Annotated in this window: 22 protein-coding genes; 17 read left to right on the top strand and 5 right to left on the bottom strand. The window is 68.5% G+C overall.

Annotated elements, in window-relative coordinates:
* Nucleotides 1-396 precede the first annotated feature (396 nt).
* Nucleotides 397-1,596, bottom strand: coding sequence for a tyrosine--tRNA ligase (gene tyrS, locus DIS04_RS18405; RefSeq protein ID WP_111415248.1), 1,200 nt, complete (start codon nucleotides 1,594-1,596; stop codon nucleotides 397-399).
* Nucleotides 1,597-1,714: 118 nt separating this feature from the next.
* Between tyrS and DIS04_RS18400 the strand changes: the two genes are divergently transcribed.
* Nucleotides 1,715-2,845 (top strand): anhydro-N-acetylmuramic acid kinase, encoded by a 1,131-nt coding sequence (locus DIS04_RS18400; protein ID WP_111415247.1) that lies wholly within the window; start codon nucleotides 1,715-1,717, stop codon nucleotides 2,843-2,845.
* A gap of 14 nt (nucleotides 2,846-2,859) precedes the next feature.
* Here DIS04_RS18400 and DIS04_RS18395 read toward each other — a convergent pair whose 3' ends face one another.
* Together DIS04_RS18395 and DIS04_RS18390 are read right to left on the bottom strand one after the other, a co-directional pair.
* Complete coding sequence (locus DIS04_RS18395; protein WP_111415246.1) at nucleotides 2,860-4,002, bottom strand: PilT/PilU family type 4a pilus ATPase; 1,143 nt, start codon at nucleotides 4,000-4,002, stop codon at nucleotides 2,860-2,862.
* Nucleotides 4,003-4,027: 25 nt separating this feature from the next.
* On the bottom strand, nucleotides 4,028-5,062 hold the full coding sequence (locus DIS04_RS18390) for a type IV pilus twitching motility protein PilT (protein ID WP_111415245.1): 1,035 nt from the start codon (nucleotides 5,060-5,062) through the stop codon (nucleotides 4,028-4,030).
* 78 nt (nucleotides 5,063-5,140) lie between these two features.
* Between DIS04_RS18390 and DIS04_RS18385 the strand changes: the two genes are divergently transcribed.
* The 7 genes from DIS04_RS18385 to DIS04_RS18355 all read left to right on the top strand — a co-directional run bounded on the left by DIS04_RS18385 (nucleotide 5,141) and on the right by DIS04_RS18355 (nucleotide 10,021).
* Nucleotides 5,141-5,851 carry a YggS family pyridoxal phosphate-dependent enzyme gene (locus DIS04_RS18385; RefSeq protein WP_111415252.1) on the top strand — a complete coding sequence of 237 codons (711 nt, stop codon included), beginning with the start codon at nucleotides 5,141-5,143 and terminating at the stop codon, nucleotides 5,849-5,851.
* A 59-nt stretch (nucleotides 5,852-5,910) separates the two neighbouring features.
* Nucleotides 5,911-6,735 (top strand): pyrroline-5-carboxylate reductase, encoded by an 825-nt coding sequence (gene proC / locus DIS04_RS18380; protein WP_111415244.1) that lies wholly within the window; start codon nucleotides 5,911-5,913, stop codon nucleotides 6,733-6,735.
* A 66-nt stretch (nucleotides 6,736-6,801) separates the two neighbouring features.
* Nucleotides 6,802-7,392 (top strand): YggT family protein, encoded by a 591-nt coding sequence (locus DIS04_RS18375; RefSeq protein ID WP_111415243.1) that lies wholly within the window; start codon nucleotides 6,802-6,804, stop codon nucleotides 7,390-7,392.
* Between the two features lie 49 nt (nucleotides 7,393-7,441).
* A complete protein-coding gene (gene metX, locus DIS04_RS18370; protein ID WP_111415242.1) occupies nucleotides 7,442-8,599 on the top strand; it encodes a homoserine O-succinyltransferase MetX in 1,158 nt (385 codons plus the stop codon).
* Entirely contained in the window at nucleotides 8,599-9,201 is a 603-nt protein-coding gene (gene metW, locus DIS04_RS18365) for a methionine biosynthesis protein MetW (protein ID WP_111415251.1), read from the top strand. Before metX ends, metW begins: the two co-directional genes overlap by 1 nt.
* Nucleotides 9,202-9,226: 25 nt before the next feature.
* Entirely contained in the window at nucleotides 9,227-9,688 is a 462-nt protein-coding gene (locus DIS04_RS18360) for a DUF4426 domain-containing protein (RefSeq protein ID WP_111415241.1), read from the top strand.
* A gap of 3 nt (nucleotides 9,689-9,691) precedes the next feature.
* Nucleotides 9,692-10,021 (top strand): Rieske (2Fe-2S) protein, encoded by a 330-nt coding sequence (locus DIS04_RS18355; protein ID WP_218938195.1) that lies wholly within the window; start codon nucleotides 9,692-9,694, stop codon nucleotides 10,019-10,021.
* On the opposite strand, the gene sfsA is transcribed toward DIS04_RS18355, so the two are convergent.
* Together sfsA and DIS04_RS18345 are read right to left on the bottom strand one after the other, a co-directional pair.
* Complete coding sequence (sfsA, locus tag DIS04_RS18350; RefSeq protein ID WP_111415240.1) at nucleotides 9,980-10,738, bottom strand: DNA/RNA nuclease SfsA; 759 nt, start codon at nucleotides 10,736-10,738, stop codon at nucleotides 9,980-9,982. The genes DIS04_RS18355 and sfsA overlap by 42 nt on opposite strands.
* Before the next feature lie 10 nt (nucleotides 10,739-10,748).
* Nucleotides 10,749-11,909 carry an aminotransferase class I/II-fold pyridoxal phosphate-dependent enzyme gene (locus DIS04_RS18345; protein WP_111415239.1) on the bottom strand — a complete coding sequence of 387 codons (1,161 nt, stop codon included), beginning with the start codon at nucleotides 11,907-11,909 and terminating at the stop codon, nucleotides 10,749-10,751.
* 226 nt (nucleotides 11,910-12,135) lie between these two features.
* Between DIS04_RS18345 and dksA the strand changes: the two genes are divergently transcribed.
* The 9 genes from dksA (at nucleotide 12,136) to panC (ending at nucleotide 22,586) form a co-directional block, all read left to right on the top strand.
* Nucleotides 12,136-12,573 carry an RNA polymerase-binding protein DksA gene (gene dksA, locus DIS04_RS18340; protein ID WP_111415238.1) on the top strand — a complete coding sequence of 146 codons (438 nt, stop codon included), beginning with the start codon at nucleotides 12,136-12,138 and terminating at the stop codon, nucleotides 12,571-12,573.
* Between the two features lie 87 nt (nucleotides 12,574-12,660).
* The gene (gene gluQRS / locus DIS04_RS18335; protein ID WP_111415237.1) at nucleotides 12,661-13,539 is read left to right on the top strand and encodes a tRNA glutamyl-Q(34) synthetase GluQRS; all 879 of its coding nucleotides are present in this window, start codon (nucleotides 12,661-12,663) and stop codon (nucleotides 13,537-13,539) included.
* Between the two features lie 9 nt (nucleotides 13,540-13,548).
* Nucleotides 13,549-13,725: a hypothetical protein gene (locus DIS04_RS20575; RefSeq protein ID WP_179951303.1), complete on the top strand. Its 177-nt coding sequence runs from the start codon at nucleotides 13,549-13,551 to the stop codon at nucleotides 13,723-13,725.
* Nucleotides 13,715-16,672, top strand: a complete 2,958-nt coding sequence (locus DIS04_RS18330) for an ATP-binding protein (RefSeq protein ID WP_111415236.1) — start codon at nucleotides 13,715-13,717, stop codon at nucleotides 16,670-16,672. The genes DIS04_RS20575 and DIS04_RS18330 overlap by 11 nt, the downstream gene beginning before the upstream one ends.
* The gene (locus DIS04_RS18325; protein ID WP_111415235.1) at nucleotides 16,650-18,044 is read left to right on the top strand and encodes a sigma-54-dependent transcriptional regulator; all 1,395 of its coding nucleotides are present in this window, start codon (nucleotides 16,650-16,652) and stop codon (nucleotides 18,042-18,044) included. Before DIS04_RS18330 ends, DIS04_RS18325 begins: the two co-directional genes overlap by 23 nt.
* An 860-nt stretch (nucleotides 18,045-18,904) precedes the next feature.
* Entirely contained in the window at nucleotides 18,905-20,305 is a 1,401-nt protein-coding gene (gene pcnB, locus DIS04_RS18320) for a polynucleotide adenylyltransferase PcnB (RefSeq protein WP_111415234.1), read from the top strand.
* A complete protein-coding gene (gene folK, locus DIS04_RS18315; RefSeq protein ID WP_111415233.1) occupies nucleotides 20,302-20,805 on the top strand; it encodes a 2-amino-4-hydroxy-6-hydroxymethyldihydropteridine diphosphokinase in 504 nt (167 codons plus the stop codon). Before pcnB ends, folK begins: the two co-directional genes overlap by 4 nt.
* Before the next feature lie 110 nt (nucleotides 20,806-20,915).
* Nucleotides 20,916-21,707: a 3-methyl-2-oxobutanoate hydroxymethyltransferase gene (gene panB, locus DIS04_RS18310; RefSeq protein ID WP_111415232.1), complete on the top strand. Its 792-nt coding sequence runs from the start codon at nucleotides 20,916-20,918 to the stop codon at nucleotides 21,705-21,707.
* Nucleotides 21,708-21,737: 30 nt separating this feature from the next.
* A complete protein-coding gene (gene panC, locus DIS04_RS18305) occupies nucleotides 21,738-22,586 on the top strand; it encodes a pantoate--beta-alanine ligase (protein ID WP_111415231.1) in 849 nt (282 codons plus the stop codon).
* Nucleotides 22,587-22,612: the final 26 nt, after the last annotated feature.

Raw genomic sequence — 22,612 nt, 5'->3', positions numbered from 1 at the left:
TGGCCGTCGATCCCGTGACCGAGCGGCCTCGCCAGCGCCCTGCGAGGAAGGCGTATTCTACTGAAACGGCGGAGTTTGTCAACCCGCTTCGCGGCCGTCACCGAGGTGATCCTGGCGTCGAAGCCCAGCATGGCTGGCTGCCTTTCGAGTGAAGCGCATTCTAGCGAATCCGCCGCGGACGTCAAGTGCGAATTTTGCGAAGCGAATCGAAAAATTCAAAGCGAGACAGCCACTTACCACTCTTCTCACCGCTGGCCACGTTGCCCGTCGCCGGCAGCGGATGCGTACTTTACGCATTCCCCGGGACGCTCGCAAGGCCTTTCGGGAGAAAAATTTCAGCTGCGTGACGCGGCGATGCCAGGCGCCGCGTCACGCGACCATCCACAGCCGCTCAGGTCAGCGCAGCGTCACCCGGGCGTAGCGCTTCTTGCCGGCCTGGATCACGTAGCTCCTGCCGGTATCGAGCATGGCATCCTTGGCGACGACCTCCCCGTCGACCTTGACCCGGCCGTTGCCCAGCATGTCCTTGGCCTGGGCACTGTTGTTGGCAAGCCCCGACCGGTTGAGTACCGCGGCGATCGGCGCCTGCCCGCCGCCCTCGAAGTCGACTTCCACCTCGGGCAGGTCTTCGGGCAGTTCGCCCTCGGCCAGGCGGTTGCCGGCCGACTTGTGGGCATTGGCCGCGGCCTCCTCGCCGTGGTAGCGGCCGATCAGCTCCCGCGCAAGGATCATCTTGATGTCGCGCGGGTTGGCGCCGACCTCGACATCGCGCTTGAGCGCCTCGATCTCCTCGTTCGACTTCAGCGACAGCAGTTCGAAGTAGCGCCACATGAGGCTGTCCGGCATCGAGACGAGCTTGTTGAACATCGACCCCGGCGCCTCGTCGACGCCGACATAGTTGCCCAGCGACTTGGACATCTTCTGCACGCCGTCGAGTCCCTCGAGCAGCGGCATGGTGATGACCACCTGCGGCTCCATGTCGAAGTGCTTCTGTATCTCGCGCCCCATCAGCAGATTGAACTTCTGGTCGGTGCCGCCCATCTCGACGTCGGCCTCGAGCGCCACGGAGTCGTAGCCCTGCACCAGCGGGTAGAGGAACTCGTGGATGGAGATCGGCTGTCCCGACTTGTAGCGCTTGTCGAAGTCGTCGCGCTCGAGCATGCGTGCCACGGTGCTCTGGGCCGCCAGCTCGATCATCTTCGCCGCGGTGAGCTCGCCGAACCACTCGGAGTTGAAGCGCACCTCGGTCTTCTCGGGATCGAGGATCTTGAACACCTGTTCCTTGTAGGTCTGGGCGTTGACCCGGACCTCTTCTTCGGTAAGCGGCTTGCGGGTGACGTTCTTGCCCGTGGGGTCGCCGATACGTCCGGTGAAGTCGCCGATCAGGAAGATGATCTGGTGGCCCAGGTCCTGGAACTGGCGCATCTTGGTGAGCAGTACGCTGTGGCCAAGGTGCAGGTCGGGGGCGGTGGGATCGAAGCCCGCCTTGATGCGCAGCTTGCGGCCGGACTCGAGCTTCTTGACCAGCTCCTCCTCCAGCAGGATTTCCTGGGTGCCTCGCTTGAGCAGCGCCAGCGCGCTTGCGACGTCGGTCATCGTCTCCCACTCCACGAATTGCGTTGATCCAACCCTGCGGCAGGGTCCATCGAATGGGGCACGATGGTAGCATGACTTATCGCCTCGCGGGGTCCTGCAATCAGGGAGAGAAATCGAGATGGCACTGTTCGTGGGCTTGATGTCCGGCACCAGCCTGGACGGCATCGACGCCGCCCTGGTCGAGATCGAGTCGACAGGTCAGACACGGCTGCTCGCCACCCATGCGGAAGCGATGCCCGAAGCGCTGCGTGAACGGCTGCTGCGCCTGTGCCAGGCCGACCGGGCCGCCTTTGCCGAACTGGCCGGCGCCGAGGATGCTTTCTGTCGACTGCAGGCGGCCGCCGTACTGCAACTGCTCGAGGACAGCGGCGTCGCTGCCGAGCAGGTCTCCGCCATCGGCAGCCACGGCCAGACCATCGAGCACGCCCCCTGGGGTCACGCCGGAGGGCCGGCCTATACGCTGCAGCTCGACAACCCGAGCCTGCTCGCCGAGCTGACCGGCTTTACGGTGGTGGCCGACTTCCGCCGCCGCGACCTCGCCGCCGGCGGCCAGGCCGCCCCCTTGGCGCCAGCATTCCATGAAGCGCTGTTCCGCCGCGCCGGGCAGTGGCAGCTGGTGCTCAACCTGGGCGGCTTCGCCAACCTGACCCTGCTGCCGCCGAGCGAGAGCGATGCCGAGATCCTCGGCTTCGACACCGGCCCGGCCAACGCCCTGCTCGACGCCTGGCACGCGCGCCATCGCGGCGGCCGTTTCGACGCCGACGGCGCCTGGGGCGCCTCGGGCCAGGTGGACAGCGGCCTGCTCGAACGCCTGCTGGGGGACCCCTTCTTCCATCGGCCTCCGCCGCGCAGCACCGGCCGCGAGGCGTTCCATCTCGACTGGCTGGGCCAGCACCTGACGGGGCGGGAACGTGCCGAGGACGTCCAGGCCACACTGGCGGAGCTGACGGCCACCAGCGTGGCGCTGGGCATCGAGATGGCACGTGAGCTGGTCGGTGCGCCAGTCGCCACCGCGCTGATCCCCTGCGGCGGCGGCGCCCACAACCGCGACCTGCTCGGGCGCCTCGCCCGTCACCTTCCCGAGACCGCGCTGGTGCCCAGCAGCGACTGGGGCTGGCCGGCCGACTGGCTGGAGGCGGGCGCCTTCGCCTGGCTCGCCTGGCGCCGCCTGGAGGGGCTGCCCGGCAACCTCCCAAGCGTCACCGGCGCCGCCGGCTCGCGCGTTCTCGGCGGCGTCTACGCCCCCTGAAGCCAGGGCCGAGGCTAGAAATCGTCGTCGTCGCGCAGTGAAAACCGCTGCGCGCTGTCCTGCGCCTTGGCCAGCACGTCGCTCTTCTCGTCGCCGTACTTGATCATCATGCGCAGCTCGTTGGCCGAGTCGGCATGCACCATGGCCACCTCCTCGCTGATCTTGCCCGCCTTGTAGAGTTCGAACAGCGCCTGATCGAAGGTCTGCATGCCCTGGTCGCGCGAGCGGGCCATCACGTTCTTGATCTCTCCCACCTCGCCCTTGCGGATGAGATCCGCGATCAATGGCGTGCGCTGCAGGATCTCGATGGCCGGCGTGCGTCCGCCGTCGCGGGTGGGCAGCAGCTGCTGGGCGACGATGGCGTGCAGGTTGAGCGACAGGTCGAGCCAGATCTGCTCATGGCGCTCGTGGGGGAAGAAATGGATGATGCGGTCGAGCGCCTGGTTGGCATTGTTGGCGTGCAGGGTGGCCAGGCACAGGTGGCCCGTCTCGGCGAAGGTCAGGGCGTGCTCCATGGTTTCGCGGGTGCGCACCTCGCCGATCAGCACCACGTCCGGCGCCTGGCGCAGGGTGTTCTTCAGCGCCACCTCGAACGACTCGGTGTCGATACCCACTTCGCGCTGGTTGATGATCGCCTTCTTGTGCGGGTGCACGTACTCGATGGGGTCCTCGACGCTGATGATGTGCCCGCCCACGGTCTCGTTGCGCTGCTGGATCATCGACGCCAGGGTGGTCGACTTGCCGGTGCCCGTGCCGCCCACCACGAAGACCAGCCCGCGCTTGAGGTTGGCCAGCTCGCCCAACTGGGGCGGCAGCGAGAGCTCCTCCAGGTGGGGAATCTCGTAGGCGATGCGGCGAATGACCATGGCCCACTGGTTGCGCTGCTGGAAGGCGCTGACCCGGAAACGCCCGCGCCCGGAGAGGCTCAGCGCGAAGTTGGCCTCGCGCTCCTGCGCAAAGCGCTCCTTGAGCCCCTCCGGCACGGCGGTATTGACCAGCTCACGCACCTGCTCCACCGAGAGCCGCTGGTCGCCGAGCGCCGTGAGCTGGCCTGCGGTCTTGATGGTGGGGGGTGCCTGTACCGAGATCAGCAGGTCCGAGGCCTCCTGCCGGGCCATGATGTCGAGCAGCTGCTCCAACCATTCCTGTGCTTTCATCTCCCCGCTCCCTTGTCGTTGGCGCTCAGCCGGTCAGCGCACTCTTGGCGCGGGCCTGGGCCTCGTCGCGGTTGATCACGTTCTCCGCCACCAGCTTGGCCAGGGCGGCATCGAGGGTCTGCATGCCGAGGTTGCCGCCGGTCTGGATAGCCGAGTAGATCTGCGCCACCTTGTCCTCGCGGATCAGGTTGCGCACCGCCGCGTTGGCGATGAGGATCTCGTGGGCCGCCACCCGGCCCCCGCCGCGCCGCTTGAGCAGCGTCTGGGAGATCACCGCCTGCAGCGACTCCGACAGCATCGAGCGCACCATGGCCTTCTCCTCGCCGGGGAAGACGTCGATGATCCGGTCGATGGTCTTGGCCGCCGAGGTGGTGTGCAGGGTGCCGAACACCAGATGGCCGGTCTCGGCGGCGGTGAGCGCCAGCCGGATGGTCTCGAGGTCGCGCAGCTCGCCGACCAGGATCACGTCGGGATCCTCGCGCAGCGCGCTGCGCAGCGCCTGGGCGAAGCCGTGGGTGTCGCGGTGCACCTCGCGCTGGTTGATCAGGCAGCGCTTGCTGCGATGCACGAACTCCACCGGATCCTCGATGGTGAGGATATGGTCGTATCGGTGATCGTTGATATAGTCGATCATGGCGGCCAGGGTCGTGCTCTTGCCCGAACCGGTGGGGCCGGTGACCAGGACCAGTCCGCGGGGCAGCAGCGCCAGGCGGCGGAAGACATCGCCCAGCTCCAGGTCCTCCATGGTCAGCACCTCGCTGGGAATGGTGCGGAACACCGCGCCGGCGCCGCGGGCCTGATTGAAGGCGTTGACCCGGAATCGCGCGACGCCCGGCACCTCGAAGGAGAAGTCGGTCTCGAAGAACTCTTCGTAGTCGCGCCGCTGTCGATCGCCCATGATGTCGTAGATCAGCTTGCGGACCTCGCGGTCCTCCATGGCCGGCACGTTGAGGCGGCGAATGTCGCCATCGACCCGAATCATCGGTGGCAAGCCGGCCGACAGATGCAGGTCGGAGGCGTTCTGTTTTGCCGAGAACGCCAGCAGTTCGGTAATATCCATGCGATTCCCCTGCTCCCCGGTTAAGGTTCCTGCGAGTATGACAGACCCTGTGGACATCACGGACTTCATGTGGACGAGATGACGGATACCATGCTTTCCGAGTCCCTGGCCAGTGCTCGCCGACGTCTGACCGAAGCCTTGGCCGCGGCCGGGCGTCCCGCCGACGCGGCTCGGCTGCTGGCGGTCAGCAAGACCAAGCCTGCCGGGATGATCCGCGAGGCCTGGCGGCTGGGCCAACGGGAGTTCGGCGAGAACTACGTGCAGGAAGCGCTGGAGAAGCAGGCCGAGCTGGCCGATCTCGAGGATATCGTCTGGCACTTCATCGGCCCGCTGCAGGCCAACAAGACGCGCGCCGTGGCCGAGCACTTCGACTGGGTCCACAGCGTCGATCGGGAGAAGGTTGCCCGGCGCCTGAACGACCAGCGGCCCGAGGCGCTGCGCCCGCTCGAGGTCTGCCTGCAGGTCAACGTCAGCGGCGAGGCCAGCAAGGCGGGCATCGGGTTCGACGAGCTGGAGGACCTGGCGGGCAAGGTCCTCGCCCTGCCGCGCCTGCGCCTGCGTGGGCTGATGGCCATCCCGGCCCCGGCCGATGGCCTGGCTCGCCAGCGCGAGCCCCTGGCGCGGCTGCGCCTGGCCCTGGACGCGCTGCGCCGGCGCTTCCCCGAGGCGCCGCTGGATACCCTGTCGATGGGCATGAGCGACGACCTGGAAGCCGCCGTCCTGGAGGGGGCCACCCTGGTACGGCTGGGCACGGCCATCTTCGGTACACGAGACACCTCGCGTCGCTAGGCGACGTACCCGCATCGGCCGCGAGTCGGTCGCGCAATGACACAGAAGGACAGGATGCAATGGCCAGCAGAGTCACCTTCATCGGCGCCGGCAACATGGCCGGCGCCATTATCGGCGGGATGATCGACCACGGCCATGCGGCCTCCGCCATCACCGCCACATCGCCCAGTGATGAGGTCCTGGCGCCGCTTCGTGAACGTTTCGGCATCCGCACCGAGACCGACAACGTCGCGGCGGTGGCCGATGCCGACATCGTCGTGCTGGCGGTCAAGCCGCAGGTCATGCGCGGGGTCTGCGAGGGGCTGCGCGATACCCTGCAGCGTCGCCGGCCACTGATCATCTCGGTGGCGGCCGGGCTCACCGCGGAGTCGCTGCAGGCCTGGATGGGTGGCGGCCTGCCACTGGTGCGCTGCATGCCCAACACCCCCTCGCTGGTCAGCGCCGGCGCCGCCGGGCTGTTCGCCACCCCCGAGGTCAGCACCGGGCAGCGCGACCAGGCCACCGCGCTGCTCGAGGCCGTCGGGCTGGTCGAGTGGGTGGAGGAGGAGGGGCTGCTCGACGCCGTCACCGCCGTCTCCGGCAGCGCCCCGGCCTATTTCTTCCTGATGTTCGAGGCCATGGAGGAAGCCGGCGTAAAGCTCGGCCTGCCGGCCGAGACCGCACGGCGTCTGGCGATCCAGACTGCCCTGGGCGCGGCCCGCATGGCGCAGGGCAGCGAATTCACCCCGGATCGCCTCAAGCGCAACGTGATGTCGCCAGGCGGCACCACCGAGCGCGCCATCGAGCACCTCGAACAGGCCGGGCTGCGCCAGATCATGGCCGATGCCATGGCGGCCTGTGCCGCCCGCGCCCGCGAGATGGCCGAGGAGCTCGGCAAGCGTTAGCCTTTCCGGCCGCTCGCGACTACCCGCGAGGCGCCGTTTCCATGATGACGAGAGGGAGGAGCCCACATGGGCCAACTGGGAAATGCCGGCCTGCTGCTGGTCAACACCCTGATTAACGTCTACCTGTTCCTGATGATGCTGCGCTTCCTGCTGCAGGCGTCCCAGGCCGACTACTACAACCCCATCAGCCAGTCGGTCGTCAAGATCACCCAGCCGGTGGTCCGGCCGTTCCAGAGCTTCCTCGGCCCGGTGATGGGGCGCTTCGACATGGCGACCCTGGCCGCCGCCTTCGTGCTCAAGGCGGTGAGCATCGTGGCGATCCTGCAGATCGCCGGCATCGGCATGCCACCGCTCACCCAGGTGGCGATCGGCGCCGTGGCGGCCATCGCCAACGCCATCCTCAAGATCTACTTCTTCGCCCTGATCGTGATGATCATCCTGAGCTGGGTCGCCCCCAACGCCAGCCATCCCGGGGCGCTGCTGGTGATGCAGCTGGTGGAGCCGATCATGGCGCCGGTGCGACGCGTCATTCCCCCGCTGGGCATGATCGACCTGTCGCCGATCGTGGTATTCATCGCCATCAGCCTCATCGATGGCATGGTGGTCGGCGCGCTGACGCGTGCCGCCGGCATTGCCGGCGCCCTGGTTGGCCTGTAAGGCGCCGTCCGCGCCCGGCGGACCTCAACGACAGGACATGGAACGACAGATGCCCGAGTATCCCGATGACTCGGTCGGCCTGGTGACGCCGCAGACGGCGCACTTCGACGACCCCCTGGCGCTGGCCTGCGGCAGGACGCTGCCGGCCTATGACCTGGTCTACGAGACCTATGGCACGCTCAACGCCGAGCGCTCCAACGCGGTGCTGATCTGCCACGCCCTGTCGGGGCACCACCATGCCGCCGGCTATCACGACGCCGACGAGCGCAAGCCCGGCTGGTGGGATGCGCACATCGGCCCGGGCAAGTCGATCGACACCAACCGCTTCTTCGTCGTGTCGCTGAACAACCTGGGCGGCTGCCACGGCAGCACCGGCCCGATCAGCCTGAATCCCGCGACGGGGCGCCAGTGGGGGCCGGACTTTCCCATGCTCACGGTGAGCGACTGGGTGCACAGCCAGGCGCGCCTGGCCGACCGCCTGGGCATCGAACGCTTCGCCGCGGTGATCGGCGGCAGCCTCGGCGGCATGCAGGCGCTACAGTGGAGCCTGACCTACCCCGAGCGGGTGGCCAACGCCGTGATCATCGCCGCCACGCCCAAGCTCTCGGCCCAGAACATCGCCTTCAACGAGGTGGCGCGCCAGGCGATCCGCTCCGATCCGGATTTTCATGACGGCTGGTACGCCGAGCACGCCACGGCGCCGCGCCGCGGCCTCAAGCTGGCGCGCATGGTGGGGCACATCACCTACCTCTCGGAAGACGCCATGGGCACCAAGTTCGGCCGCGACCTGCGCAGCCAGGACCTCAACTTCGGCTACGACGTCGAGTTCCAGGTCGAGTCCTACCTGCGCTACCAGGGCGACACCTTCTCCACCGCCTTCGACGCCAACACCTACCTGCTGATGACCAAGGCGCTGGACTACTTCGACCCGGCGGCCGAGCATGGCGGCGTACTGGCCGAGGCCGTCGCGCCCAGCCGATGCCCCTTCCTGGTGGTGAGCTTCACCAGCGACTGGCGCTTCCCGCCGTCCCGCTCGCGCGAGCTCGCCAACGCCCTGACCCGCGCCGGCAAGCCGGTGAGCTACGTCAATATCGACTCGCCCCACGGCCATGACGCCTTCCTGCTGCCGGAGCCGCGCTACCAGGCGGTGTTCGCCGCCTTCATGGGGCGCGTCGCCCGCGAACTCGGCCTGGAGGAGATCGCATGATGCGCGCCGACCTGGAGCTGATCCATCGCTGGGTACCCGAGGGTGCCCACATTCTCGACCTGGCCTGCGGCGACGGCATCCTGCTCGAGGCCCTGGCGCGCGACAAGGGCGTCAGCGGCTACGGCCTGGAGATCGACCCGGAGGGCATCACGGCATGCATCGCCAAGGGGGTCAGCGTGCTCGAACAGAACCTCGACGAGGGGCTGGTCAACTTCGAGGACGACACCTACGATCTGGTGGTCATGACCCAGGCGCTGCAGGCGCTGCGCCGCCCCGACCGCATGCTCGACGAGATGCTGCGCGTCGCCCGCGAGTGCATCATCACCTTCCCCAACTTCGCCTACTGGCGACATCGGGTGCATCTCGGCATTCGCGGCTACATGCCGGTCTCCAAGTCGCTGCCCCACGCCTGGTACGATACCCCCAACATTCACCTGTCGACCTTCAACGACTTCGAGCACCTGTGTCGCGAGAAGGGCCTGCGCATCACCGATCGGGCCGTCGGCATCGGCGACCACGAAGGGCACTGGGCCACGCGCCTGTGGCCCAACCTGTTCGGCGAGATCGCCATCTTCCGCGTCGAGCGCCGAAACCGTCGATGATCGCCCGTCGAGCCAGGAGAACACCATGCTGAAACGCCTCGCGTCGTCCCACCGTCCCCTCGCCGCTGCGCTGCTGCTGGGGCTGTTGCCGCTGGCGGGCCAGGCCCAGCAGTTCGAGCAGGTCGGCGACCATCAGATCCACTACAGCGCCGTGAATACCAGCTTCCTGCCGCCATCGGTGGCCGAGGCCCATGGAATCCAGCGCAGTCCGGCCATGGCGCTGATCAACGTCAGCGTGCTGGAGGAGAGCGATGGCGAGCTGCGCCCGGTCAACGCATCGGTCCGCGGCAGCGTGGGCGAGGTCCAGGGCGGCGAGCAGGAGGCGCTCAGCTTCCGCACCCTGCGCAGCGGCGACACACAGTCGCAGATCGCCGTCTTTCGCATACGCGACGACGAACCGATGCACTTCTCCCTCGAGGTGCGCTACGACCGCAATCGCGAGCCGGCCGAGGTGAACTTCATCCAGCGCTTCCACATCGAGCGCTGAGCCGTGGCCGCCCTGCTCGCCCGCGCGCACGAGCTCGACGCCGCCCCCTCGCGAGGCATCGTGCTGCCCGACGGCAGGAACGCCTTCCTGGTGCGGGTGCATGGCCGGATCACGGCCTTCGTCAATCGCTGTCCGCACCAGCGCGTGCCGTTGAACGTGCCGGAGGGCGAGTTCCTCGAGGCGAGGGGCGAGCTGATCCAGTGCGGCATGCACGGCGCACTGTTCCTGCCGGAGAGCGGCGAATGCGTGTTCGGCCCCTGCCAGGGGCGCTCCCTCGAGCCGGTGGCGATCTCAGTCGACGCCGAGGGCAATGTCTACTTGGCGAGTGAGTGATACCGGGAGCCGGGGCCCCAGGCCGATCGACACCGGCCGGCCCTCGCGCCAGCCGATCTCGCAGCCGTGCGCGACCACCTCCACCCCGCGCTCGGCCACCGCCCTGAGTGTCACGGCGTAGGCCGGGTCGAGATGCGCCGCCGGCGCCACGTCGCGAATGGCGGTGTGCGCGACGCAGAACAGCAGCACCGCGCGCTGGCCCTGCTCGGCCAGCGCCGCCAGCGCCAGCAGGTGCTTGCGCCCACGCTCGCTCACCGCATCGGGAAAGTAGCCGTGGCCGTCGAACTCCTTGAGGGTCACCTGCTTGACCTCGACGAAGGCGCTGCCGCGGCGGGGATCGTCGAGGCGAAAGTCGAGCCGCGCGCCTGCCACCTTGGCTTCGCGCTTGAGCGTGGCGTAGCCGGCCAGCGATGCGACACGCTGTGCGCGCAGGGCCTCCTCGACGATGCGGTTGGTGCGCCCGGTATGCACCGAGGCCAGCGCCACGCCGCCGTCGGGCTGGGTCAGCTCGATCAGCTCCCAGGTCCACGCCAGCTTGCGCGCCGGGTTGTCGCTCGGCGCCAGCCACACGCGGCAGCCGGGGACGTTGACCGCCCGCATCGAGCCGGTGTTGGGGCAGTGCGCCACCACCTCGCGGCCGTCGTCCAGACGCACGTCGGCGAGGAAGCGCTTGTAGCGGCGCAGCAGCACGCCGGCCACCAGGTCGGGATACTCCACGCTCGGCCTCCTACTGCCGCGCCAGGAAGCGCTCGAGCCGACCGACCGCCTCCTCCAGGCGCGTGATCCCGGTGGTGAAGGCGATGCGCACGTGGTGCTCGCCGCCACGCACGGCGAAATCCACCCCGGGGGTGATGGCGACGTTCTCCTCCTCCAGCAGGCGCTGGCAGAAGGCCTGGCTGTCGCGGCTGTAGCGCGAGACGTCGAGCCACAGGTAGAAGGCGCCCTGGGGCGGCAGCGACGGCGCCAGGCCCAGCCGGGCGAGTCCGGCCAGCAGTGCATCGCGGCGGCGGCCGAGCTCGTGGCGGCGGGCCTCGAGCAGCTCGCGGCACTCGGGAGTGAAGGCCGCCAGTGCCGCATGCTGCGCCGGGGTGGGGGCGGCAAGGAAGACGTTCTGCGCCAGCCGGGTCAGCGGCTCCACGGCGCCCTCCGGCGCCAGCAGCCAACCCAGGCGCCAGCCGGTCATGCCGAAATACTTGGAGAAGCTGTTGACCACGAAGGCATCCGGGGTGAGCGAGGCCACCGAGAGCGGCTCGAGGTCGTAGCAGAGCCCCTGGTAGATCTCGTCCACCAGCAGGTGGCCGCCGCGCGCCGCCACCGTGTCGGCGACCGCCTGAAGCTGTGCCGCGCCGAGCATGTGCCCGGTGGGGTTCGACGGCGTGGCCAGCATCGCCAGTCGCGTGGCATCGTGCCAGTGGCGCGCGACAAGGCCGGCATCGAGCTGCCAGCCGCTCTCCAGGCCGACGGGCACGGTGTCCAGCGCGGCGCCGGCCAGGGCCATGAAGTGACGGTTGCAGGGATAGTTGGGGTCGGCCATCAGTACGCGGTCGCCGGGACCGACCAGCAGCTGGCTGGCCAGCAGCAGCGCCCCGGAGGCACCGGGCGTGACCAGGATCCGCCGCGGGTCGACCTCGGCGCCGAAATGCTCGCGGTAGTGGCCGGCAATCGCCTCGCGCAGGGCCGGCAGCCCCGCGGCCGGGCTATAGCGCGTGTGCCCCGCCGCCAGTGCCGCCTGACCGGCCGCCACTACCGGTTCGGGGGTGGCGAAGTCGGGCTCTCCCACCTCCAGGTGGATGACGTCATGGCCCGCCGCCTCGCGCGCCTGGGCGGCCTCCAGCAGGCTCATCACACGGAAGGGTGCGACGCGGTCAACGCGCGGATTCCACGACATGGCAAACTCCTGAACGCAAGATAGGTGGCCGACGGCGGGCACTTTTCCCGCTCCGACGGTCAAAAAACCATACCATCGATTTGGCCTGCCGGGAGGCCTCGGCCGTTCTCGTCGGGTATTGCAAAATGCGCCGAATTCCGATAAACAAGCATGCCTTTGGCGTGAGATACCTTGCACCATGTTGGCGGGTATTGATCAGCAGTCACTCAAGTAATGAGGCAGTCCCATGCCAGTAGCAGACAAGAAAGCGGAAGCGCCCAAAAAATTCACCCCGTACGAGGCGGCTCCGGGTGAAGAGTACATGAACGAGCAGCAGCTGGAGCACTTCCGACAGATCCTGCTGGGCTGGAAACAGGAGCTCATGGAAGAGGTCGATCGCACGGTGCGTCATCTGCAGGAGGAGGCGAACAACTACGCCGACCCGGCGGACCGCGCCACGCAGGAAGAGGGGTTCAGCCTGGAGCTGCGCACCCGCGACCGTGAACGCAAACTGCTCAAGAAGATCAACGAGACGCTCGAGAAGATCGATGAGGACGACTACGGCTTCTGCGAGGCCTGCGGCGTCGAGATCGGCATCCGTCGCCTGGAGGCTCGCCCCACCGCGACCCTGTGCGTCGACTGCAAGACCCTGGCCGAGCTCAAGGAAAAGCAGCTCGGCGGCTGATGCCGGGGTGATGCGCCTCGCTCTCCGTCGCAACGGGCACCGCAGGGTGCCCGTTTGCGTCTTGGCCACCATCGCCAGGAGCCGGCCATGACCGGCTACCGCGGCCGCTTCGCGCCCACGCCCTCGGGCCCCCTGCACTTCGGCTCGCTGATCGCCGCCCTGGCCAGCTTTCTCGACGCGCGCCGGGCCGGTGGCGAGTGGCTCGTGCGCATCGAGGATATCGACCCGCCGCGCTGCCCGGCAGGCGCCGCCGACACCATCCTGCGCCAGCTCGAGGCCTTCGGCCTGCACTGGGACGGGGCAGTGCGTTGGCAGCATGACCGCGGCGACGCCTATGGCGACGCCCTGGAGCGCCTGACGGCGCTCGGCCTGGCCTATCCCTGCAGCTGTTCGCGCAAGCAGTGGCGCGACTTTCCTCGCTATCCCGGCTGGTGTCGTGACGGGGTGCGCGAGCCGGGCAAGCCGGTGGCCTGGCGCCTGCGCAGCGACCTCGGCCTGCGCCCGGTGACGTGGCGGGATCGCCTGTTCGGCGAGCAGCGCTTCGACCCCGCCGAGCTCGGCGACGTGGTGCTCAAGCGCAAGGACGGCCTCTGGGCCTATCAGCTCGCCGTGGTGGTGGATGACGCCGAGCAGGGCATCAGCGAAGTGGTGCGCGGCTTCGACTTGCTCGACAACACGCCCTGGCAGCGCCAGCTGCAGCATGCCCTGGGGCTGCCCGAGCCGCGCTACCTGCACCTGCCCTTGATCATCGGCCGCGACGGCCAGAAGCTGTCCAAGCAGAACCTGGCGCCGGCGCTGCCGCTGGAGGACGAGATGGTGCGTTCAATACTCCATCGTGCCTTGGTGGCACTCGACCAGGTACCGCCCGCAGAGCTTCGCACGGCGCCGGTGGACGAGCAGCTCGCCTGGGCCAGCGACCACTGGGAGCCGCGCCGCATCCGCCCCGAGGCCCACCGCAGGGAGTGACGAACCTTCATGTACGTCTATCGCATCATGCTGTTTCTGGTCTTCGGCGGCTACTTGCTGTCGCCCCTGCTGATGAGCGGCTGGTCGACCCCCGGTGTCGCCTGGTATCGCCCCTTCGCCATCTGGGGCGTGCTGATCGCGCTGACGCTGTGGCTGGAGCAGAAGAGGAAGCTCGATGAACGCTAGCCTGGCCAGCGTGTTCACCCTCGGCATCGGCTTCCTGTCGCTGATGTTCCTCTGCGCACTGGCGGTGGAACGGGGCTGGCTCAGCCGCAGCGTGACCCGCCACCCGGCGGTCTACACCCTGGCGCTCGGCGTCTATGCCAGCGCCTGGGCGATCTACGGCAGCCTGGAGCTGGCCGCCGGCTCGGGCTATGGCTATCTCACCTACTACCTGGGCGCGGCGGGGGCCTTCCTGCTGGCACCGGTGCTGCTGGTGCCGATCCAGCGCATGGCGCGGACCCACCAGCTCGCCTCGCTGGCCGACCTGTTCGCCTTTCGCTTCCGCTCACGCTGGGTCGGCACCCTGATCACGCTGATCAGCCTGCTGGCGGTGCTGCCGCTGCTGGCCCTGCAGGTGCAGACCCTGGGCGATGCCATCCAGCGCATGACCGGCGCCGGCTCGCCGGCACTGCTCGCCCTGGTGCTGTGCACGCTGATCGCGCTGTTCGCGATGATCTTCGGTACGCGCCACGGCAAGGGGCCCGCCCGACACGACACCCTGCTCGCCGTCATTGCCTTCACCTCGGTGGTCAAGCTCGTCGCCATGCTGGCGCTGGGCGCGTTCGCCCTGTTCGTGGTGTTCGACGGTCCCGCCGACCTGCAGATCTGGCTGGACGGCCCCGGGCAGGCCTACCAGGCCAGCGTGATGCAGCCCGACGCCGCCCACTGGCGCACGCTGCTGCTGCTGTTCTTCGCGACGGCGCTGCTGATGCCGCACATCTTCCACATCACCTTCGCCGAGACCCTGTCGCGCCACACCCTGCTGCAGGCGAGCTGGTCGCTGCCGCTGTTTCTGCTGCTGATGGCGCTCCCCGTGCCGCTGATCCTGTGGGCCGGTCAGCGCCTGGGCAGCCACGAGGTGGCAAGCGCCGCCTACCTGGCCTTCGGCCTGTCCGACGCCTTCTGGATCCAGGCGCTGGCCTTCCTCGCCGGCCTCGCCGCCAGCAGCGGCACCATGGTGATCATCGCCATGGCGCTGTCGGGCATGATCCTCAATCACATGCTGCTGGTCGCCCACCCGCCCGAGGCCCAGCCCAACCTCTATCGCTGGCTGCGCTGGCTGCGCCGGGCGCTGATGGCCGGCGTCATTCTCGGCGGCTGGCTGTTCTACCGCACGGTGGGTGTCCACCACGACCTGACCACCCTGGGCCTGGCGGCCTTCGTCGGCATGGCCCAGTGCCTGCCGGGGCTGCTGGCGCTGCTCTACTGGCCAGGCGCCAACCGCAAGGGCATGGTCTCGGGCCTGGTCGTGGGCGTCCTGATCTGGCTCGCCGGGCTGTGGCTGCCGCTGCTCACCGGCCTGCCCACCCTGCTGCTGATCCCGCCGGGGCTGGAGCTGCTCGTCGGCGAGCCCGACTGGTACGTGGTGACCCTGGTCTCGCTGGCGCTCAACATCCTCGTCTTCATCATCGTCTCGCTGGCCACGCCCACCTCCGAGGGCGAGCGCGCCGCCGCCGAGGCGTGTTCGGTGGACGCCGTGATCCGCCCCAAGCGGCTGCCGCTGATCGCCACCAACGGCGAGGAGTTCAAGCAACCGCTGGCCCAGGTGCTGGGCGAGGACGTCGCCCAGCGCGAGGTCGAACGCGCCCTCACCGACCTCGGCATGTCGCCGCTCGACGGCCGTCCCTACGCCCTGCGCCGGCTGCGCGATCGCATCCAGGCCAACCTCTCCGGGCTGATGGGGCCCTCGGTGGCGCAGGACATCGTCGACCGCTACCTGCCCTACCGCCGCAGCGGCCAGGAGCCCACCGACGACATTCACTTTGTCGAGAGCCGGCTGGAGGCCTATCGCTCGCGTCTCACCGGGCTGGCGCGCGAGCTCGACGGCTTGCGCCGCTACCACCGCCGCATCCTCGCCCGGCTGCCGGTCGGGCTGTGCGCCTTCGGCGTCGACGACGAGCTGCTGATGTGGAACGACGCCCTGGCCGAACTCTCCGGCATCGACGGCGCGAGCGTGGTGGGGTCGCGCCGCGACGGCCTGCCGCCGCCCTGGGGCGAGCTGCTGGGACGCGCCCTGAACGAGCCCAACGACCACCTCTACAAGCAGCCGGTCGAGCTCAAGGGCAGCGTTCGCTACCTCACCTTCCATCGTGCCGAGCTGCAGGCCGACGACGACGTGCGCGGCGGCACCGTGATCCTGATCGAGGACCACAGCGAGATGAAGTGGCTCGAAGACGAACTGGTGCACGCCGCGAGGCTGGCCTCGATCGGCCAGCTGGCGGCCGGGGTGGCCCACGAGATCGGCAACCCGGTGACCGGCATCTCGTCGCTGGCACAGAACCTGCGCTACGACACCGACGACCCCGAGGTGCTGGAGACCGCTCGCCAGATCCAGCAGCTGACCGACCGCATCTCGCGCATCGTCGGCTCGCTGGTCGGCTTCGCCCACGGCGGCCGCCACGTCAAGGGCTCCGTCCTGGCCCCGGTCTCCATCGCCGCCATCGCCGACGAGGCGCTGCACTTGATCCGGCTGGCGCGCTCGGGAGAGGATGTTCGTTATCGCAACCTCTGCCCCGCCGAACTCGAAGTGCTCGGCGACGCCCAGCGGCTGCAGCAGGTCATGATCAACCTGCTGAGCAACGCACGCGACGCCAGCGAGCCGGAGGGCGAGGTGGTGATCGATGCCGAGCCGGCTGGCGACATGTTGAAGGTCACCGTCACCGACGAGGGGCACGGGCTCGACGACCGGGTTCGCGAGCACCTCTTCGAGCCCTTCACCACCACCAAGCCGCCGGGAGAAGGGACCGGGCTTGGCCTGCCGCTGGTCTACAGCATCGTGGCCGAGCACCACGGCAGGATCGAGATCGAATCACCGCCCCCAGGGCAGGAACGTGGCACCCGCATCTGCCTGTGGCTGCCCACCGAACGACAGGATGGTGAACATACCGATGAGCCGGATACTGATCGTTGAAGACGAAGCCATCATCCGTACCGCGCTGCGCCGCCTGCTGGAGCGCCACGGCTACGACGTCAGCGAGGCCGGCTGCGTGGACGAGGCCCTGGCCCTGGAGCCGCGCGGCTTCAACCTGGTGATCAGCGACCTGCGCCTGCCCGGCGAACCCGGCACCGACCTGATCGAGCAGGCCGCGCCGGTGCCGGTGCTGATCATGACCAGCTATGCCAGCATGCGCTCGGCGGTCGAGTCGCTGAAGCAGGGCGCGGTGGACTACGTGGCCAAGCCCTTCGACCACGACGAGCTGCTCGAGACCGTGGCCCGCGTGCTCCACCAGCAGTCGGCCCATCGCGCCCCGCCGCCCGACATCACCGATGCCGGCGGCTCGCGCCAGCAGATGATCGGCGAATGCGCGGCGATGCAGGCGGTCTACACGCGCATCCGCAAGACCGCCCCGGCCGACGTCACCGTGCTGATCCAGGGCGAGTCGGGCACCGGCAAGGAGCTGGTGGCCCGCGCCATCCACCAGCAGAGCCAGCGCACCCATGCGCCGCTCATCTGCGTCAACTGCGCCGCCATCCCCGAGACCCTGATCGAGTCGGAACTGTTCGGTCACGAGAAGGGGGCCTTCACCGGCGCCAGCGCCGCCCGTACCGGCCTGGTGGAAGCCGCCGACGGCGGCACCCTGTTCCTCGACGAGATCGGCGAGCTGCCGCTGGACGCCCAGGCGCGCCTGCTGCGCGTGCTGCAGGAGGGCGAGATCCGCCGCATCGGCTCGGTGGAGACCCGCCATGTCGACGTGCGCCTGATCGCCGCCACCCACCGCGACCTGCGCGCCCTGTCCAAGACCGGCGAATTCCGCCTCGACCTCTACTACCGCCTCAATGTCATGCAGATCGACCTGCCGCCGCTGCGCGAGCGCGAGGACGATATCCTGCTGATCGCCGAAGTACTGCTGGAGAAGGCGTGTCGGCGCCACCGGCGTGACGGACTGCGCCTGTCTCGGGCCGCACGCCACGAGATCCGCGACTACCCCTGGCCCGGCAATGTGCGCGAGCTCGAGAACGCCCTCGAGCGTGGCGTCATCCTCGCCGAGGGCCACCTGATCCATCCCGACGACCTGGGGCTGAACCCCGGGCCGGTCACCCCGCTTCGCAGCGTCGCCGAACCGAGACCGACGCCCACCGAACCGGCACGCGACGAGGAAGGCGAAGGCGAAGAGGACCTTTCGCTGGAGGACTACTTCCAGCACTTCGTACTGGAGCATCAGGACCACATGAGCGAAACGGAGCTCGCCCAGAAGCTGGGCATCAGCCGCAAGTGCCTGTGGGAGCGGCGCCAGCGCCTGGGCATCCCGCGCAAGAAGCAGGCCCGGCGCAGCAGCGCCTGACGCTCGACACGCCTCGCCAGCGTACGACTAACGTTCAAGCGCCTCGGCCGGTTGGCCGCAGGCGCTTTTTCATGCCCCGACAGGCTTGCCTGCACCAGGTGTTACCTTCCCACCCAGAATCTGCCCCGACATGGCGCAGCAGGGGTAACACATTGGCCATGCCGAGCGGTCCCTCCCTCACAACGGGCCGCCAATCGACTGTTTTCATTGGACTAAAAAACACCTTGGCATGTGCCGTGCAACATACTGGGCAAGAAAAACAACATCCGGCTGCCACCCGAGCCAACAACAAGAACAAGGCATCAGGGAAGGCAGGGCCTGCGCCAACAACAACAATGGCAGGTCGTGAAGAGGATGCGGCCAGGGGCAACAACGACAAGACGCCCCAGCGAGCCGCCCTTCGCTTTATTTGCTCCACAACAACAAGACCCGAGCGAAGCACCGGATCCCAGGACGCGACGCGCCAGCCCCGGCCCACAACAAGAACAATGGCCGCAAAAGCGCACCTTCGGCAACAACATCAACAAGCCGAAGGCAGGCATACCTCCTGTGCCGTCGTGGTTGGATTATTGTTTTGAATACGAGGCGGTCGCCACCAGGAACGTGAACAATCACAACAACATTGTTTGCCTGTGACTCTTGGTGACTGTGGTGCGTATTCAAGGCGATGCGCCATCACGAAGAAGAAACAGCCGCAAGGACGCAGCACCGTTTAGCTTGTCAGAGGAGGCCCAGCGGCCTCCTCTTTTGCTTTGCGCTCTCCTGCCCGGTCCCTGCGATGAAAGCCTCCGCCGCTTTGCAAGGTGTCGGTGGTCGGCTACACTCTACAACTTTCGCACACTGCGAGTCGAAATCGCCGCATGTTCAAAGGATTTACCCGCTTTCTGCAGAGCCCTGGTGCGCACTTCAGGACCCTCTTCGGCCCCCAGGACGCTTCCGGGGGGCAGGCAGGCCCTCGAATCGTTCCCCGCGACCAACACCCCATTTCGCGCCAGCACTTCAGCGAGGCGGCCCTGAAGGTCCTCTATCGGCTGCACAACGCCGGCTTCGAGGCGTACCTGGTGGGCGGCTGCATACGCGACTCGCTGCTCGGCAAGATGCCCAAGGATTTCGACGTCGCGACCGACGCCACGCCGGAGCAGGTGCGGGAGCTGTTTCGCAATTCGCGCATCATCGGCCGGCGTTTCCGCATCGTGCACGTGCGCTTCGGCCGCGAGGTGATCGAGGTCACGACCTTCCGTGGCACCCACGGCGACGACCACGGCGAGCAGGTCGCCCAGCAGTCGGAACACGGGCTGCTGCTGCGCGACAACGTCTGGGGCAACATCCAGGAAGACGCCATCCGCCGCGACTTCACCGTCAACGCCATCTACTACAGCATCGCCGACTTCTCGATCCACGACTTTGCCGACGGCATGCAGGACATCGAGTCGCGCACCCTGCGCCTGATCGGCGACCCCGCCGTTCGCTACCGCGAGGATCCGGTACGCATGCTGCGCGCCGTGCGCTTCGCGGCCAAGCTCGACTTCCACATCGCGCCGGACTCGGAGGCGCCGATCGGCGAGCTGGCGCCCCTGCTGCTGCAGATCCCCCCGGCGCGCCTGTTCGACGAAGTGCTCAAGCTGTTCATGGCCGGTCATGGCGTGGAGACCTTCCGCCTGCTGCGCCACTACGGTCTGTTCGCCATGCTCTTCCCCGAGGCCGAGGAGACGATGGCCGAGCAGCCGTGGGTCGAGGCATTGATCGAGCAGGCGCTGGCGAGCACCGACCGGCGTATCCACGAGGAGCGCCCGGTCACGCCGGCCTTCCTCTTCGCCGCCCTGCTGTGGGGGCCGGTACAGCACCGCCAGGCCGCGCTGGAGGCCGAGGGCATGCCGCCCATTCCCGCCCTGCAGCTCGCCTCGCAGCAAGCGCTGTCGCGCCAGCTCAAGCACATCTCGATCCCCAAGCGCTTCAGCCTGCCGATGCGCGATATCTGGGATCTGCAGCAGCGCCTGCCGCAGCGGCGCGGCAAGCGTGCGCTGCAGACCCGCGAGCATCCGCGCTTTCGGGCCGCCTACGACTTCCTGCTGCTGCGCGAGGCCGCCGGCGAGATCGAGCCCGGCCTCGGCGCCTGGTGGACCGCCTATCAGGAGGGCGACGAGCACGAACAGCGGCGACTGCTGGAGAAGGCGGGGGCCGATGCCGGACCGGGTGGCAACGACTCTCGCCGCCGGCGCCCGCGCAAGCGTCGACGGCGGAGCTCGCCCGGCTCCTCATGACCCCTCTCGTCGATGTGTATGTCGCGCTCGGCAGCAATCTCGACGAGCCGATCGCTCAGGTCCGCCGCGCGCTCGACGAGCTCGACCGCCTGCCGCTGAGCCGGCGCATCGCCGCCTCGCGGCTCTATGCCAGCCGCCCGGTCGGGCCGCAGGACCAGCCGGATTTCATCAACGCCGTCGCCCACCTGCGCACGCGCCTCTCGCCACTGGCCCTGCTCGACCAGCTGCAGGCCCTGGAACAGCGCCACCGCCGCATCCGGCTGCGCCACTGGGGGCCCCGCACCCTGGATCTCGACCTGCTACTGTACGGGGACGAGTTCCTGACGCTGCCACGGCTGCAGGTACCGCATCGCGAAATGGCGACGCGCGCCTTCGTCCTGCTGCCGCTCCTCGAGCTGGCGCCTGGGCTGCGGCTACCGGACGGGCGTCGTATTGCGGCGCTGGCGGAAGCACTTGCCGCGCCCGGCGAGGTCGAAGTGTTACCTGACGACGCCAGCTGAGGCGCGAGGTGTTACCGGTCGACACGACCGCCGCATTCGGGTAACAATCAGGCGCAGCCTTGGCACCGCCGCTCCGCGCCAGGCGCCCCGAAACATAACGAGAGCACGCCATGAAAACCGTCACGCTAAGCACGCTGCAGGCCTACAAGCGCACAGGTGAAACCTTCAGCTGCCTGACCGCCTACGACGCCTCCTTCGCGCGCACGGCCGCCGAGGCGGGCATCGAGGTACTGCTGGTCGGCGACTCGTTGGGCATGGTGCTGCAGGGCCATGCCAGCACGCTGCCGGTGACCCTCGCCGACATCTGCTACCACACGCGCTGCGCGGCCCGAGCCAAGGGCGCGAGCCTGCTGATGGCCGACCTGCCGTTCATGAGCAATGCCACCACTGAACGCATGCTCGACGATGCCGGCGCGCTGATGCGCGCCGGCGCCGAACTGGTCAAGGTGGAAGGCGAGGCGTGGATGGCCGACGGCATTCGCGAGCTGACCCGCCGCGGCGTGCCGGTCTGCGCCCACCTGGGCCTGACCCCGCAGACGGTCTACCAGCTCGGCGGCTACAAGGTCCAGGGGCGCGACGCCGAGCGCGCCGCCCAGATCCTCGAGGATGCCCGCACGCTGGTCGAGGCCGGCGCCTCGGTCATCCTGCTGGAGTGCGTGCCGGCAAGCCTCGGTCGTGCGATCACCGAGGCCCTCGACGTGCCGGTGATCGGCATCGGCGCCGGCCCGGACACCGACGGCCAGATCCTCGTCATGCACGACGTGCTGGGCGTCACCCATGGCCGCACCCCACGCTTCGTCAAGAACTTCATGGCCGAGGCGGACGACATCGCCGGCGCCTTCCGCCGCTATCACGAAGACGTCAAGGCGCGCCGCTTCCCGGCCGAGGAACACTGCTTCTAGTTCCGCTCGTTGCCTTGAGGAGGCCCGCTGATGCGTACCCTGCGAGACATCCCTGCACTGCGTGAGACCCTCGGTGAATACCGGCGCCGCGGCCAGCGCATCGGCCTGGTGCCGACCATGGGCAACCTGCACGCCGGACACCTGGCGCTGGTGGAGACGGCACGCCGCCATGCCGACGTGGTGGTGGCGACGGTGTTCGTCAACCCGCTGCAGTTCGGGCCGGGCGAGGATCTCGATGCCTACCCGCGCACCCTGGCCGACGACCAGGCGAAGCTCGAGGCGGCGGGCTGCGACCTGCTGTTCACCCCCACCGTGGCGACCCTCTACCCCCGCGGACTCGACGCGCAGACCCGGGTCTGCGTTCCCGCCGTCAGCGAGGGGCTGTGCGGCGGCTCGCGGCCCGGCCATTTCGACGGCGTCTCCACCGTGGTCAGCATTCTCTTCAACCTGGTGCAGCCCGACGTGGCCTGCTTCGGCGAGAAGGACTACCAGCAGCTGGCGGTGATCCGCAAGCTGGTCGACGACCTGCATTTTCCCATCGAGATCGTCGGCGTCCCCATCGTGCGCGCCGACGACGGCCTGGCGCTGTCGTCGCGCAACGGTTACCTCGACAGCCGCGCGCGCGCCACGGCCCCCGAGCTGCAGCGCACCCTGGCCGCGCTGCGCGAGGCGCTGGAGGCCGGCGAGCCCGTCGCCCCCACCCTCGCGGCCGGCCTGGCGCGGCTGCGCGAGGCCGGCTTCGCGCCCGACTACCTGGAGCTTCGTGCCGCCGACCTCGGCCCGGTGACCGCCGCCACCCGCGAGGCCGTGCTGCTCACCGCGGCTCGCCTGGGCCCCACCCGCCTGATCGACAACCTGACCCTGACCCTGCCGCGCTAAAGCGGCGTGCGATACACCCGGAGGAA

This window comes from Billgrantia lactosivorans (assembly GCF_003254665.1).
Taxonomy (GTDB): Bacteria; Pseudomonadota; Gammaproteobacteria; order Pseudomonadales; family Halomonadaceae; genus Halomonas; species Halomonas lactosivorans.
The sequence above is the reverse complement of the archived record's forward strand: the minus strand, read 5'-3'. Positions and strand labels throughout refer to the sequence as shown.